The organism is Gordonia aichiensis, assembly GCF_039946255.1.
Classification (GTDB): domain Bacteria; phylum Actinomycetota; class Actinomycetes; order Mycobacteriales; family Mycobacteriaceae; genus Gordonia; species Gordonia aichiensis_A.
In genome coordinates this window covers 1-662 of record NZ_JBCDWL010000046.1, presented here as the reverse complement: position 1 = coordinate 662, position 662 = coordinate 1, and the positions used below count along the sequence as shown (strand labels likewise).

Below are 662 nucleotides of genomic sequence, written 5' to 3'. Positions count from 1 at the left end.
TTGGGGTTGGTGGGGGTGTGTTTGTGGGTGTTGTTGTAAGTGTTTTAGGGCGTTCGGTGGATGCCTTGGTACCAGGAGCCGATGAAGGACGTGGTAGGCCGCGATAGTCCTCGGGGAGTTGTCAAACGAGCTGTGATCCGAGGGTGTCCGAATGGGGAAACCCAGCACCAGTGATGTGGTGTTACCCACCTCTGAATGTATAGGGGGTGTGGAGGGAACGTGGGGAAGTGAAACATCTCAGTACCCACAGGAAGAGAAAACAAATTTGTGATTCCGTGAGTAGTGGCGAGCGAAAGCGGATGAGGCTAAACCATGCGTATGTGATACTCGGCGGGGGTTGTGCGTGTGGGGTTGTGGGGTTGTCGTTCATCATTCTGCCGGATGGTGGGTCAGTGATAAATCAGCATGTTAGGTGAAGTGGCCTGGAATGGTCTGCCGTAGTGGGTGAGAGTCCCGTAGCTGAAAGTGTGTTGACTGGCTTCGATGATGCCCAAGTAGCAGCGGGCTCGTGGAATCTGCTGTGAATCTGCCGGGACCACCCGGTAAGCCTAAATACTCTCTGGTGACCGATAGCGGACTAGTACCGTGAGGGAAAGGTGAAAAGTACCCCGGGAGGGGAGTGAAATAGTACCTGAAACCGGACGCTTACAATCCGTCAGAGC

Annotated in this window: 1 rRNA gene; it reads left to right on the top strand. The window is 54.2% G+C overall.

Annotated elements, in window-relative coordinates:
* Positions 1-33 precede the first annotated feature (33 nt).
* Positions 34-662: ribosomal RNA gene (locus tag AAFO60_RS20820) — 23S ribosomal RNA — on the top strand; the annotation flags it as partial.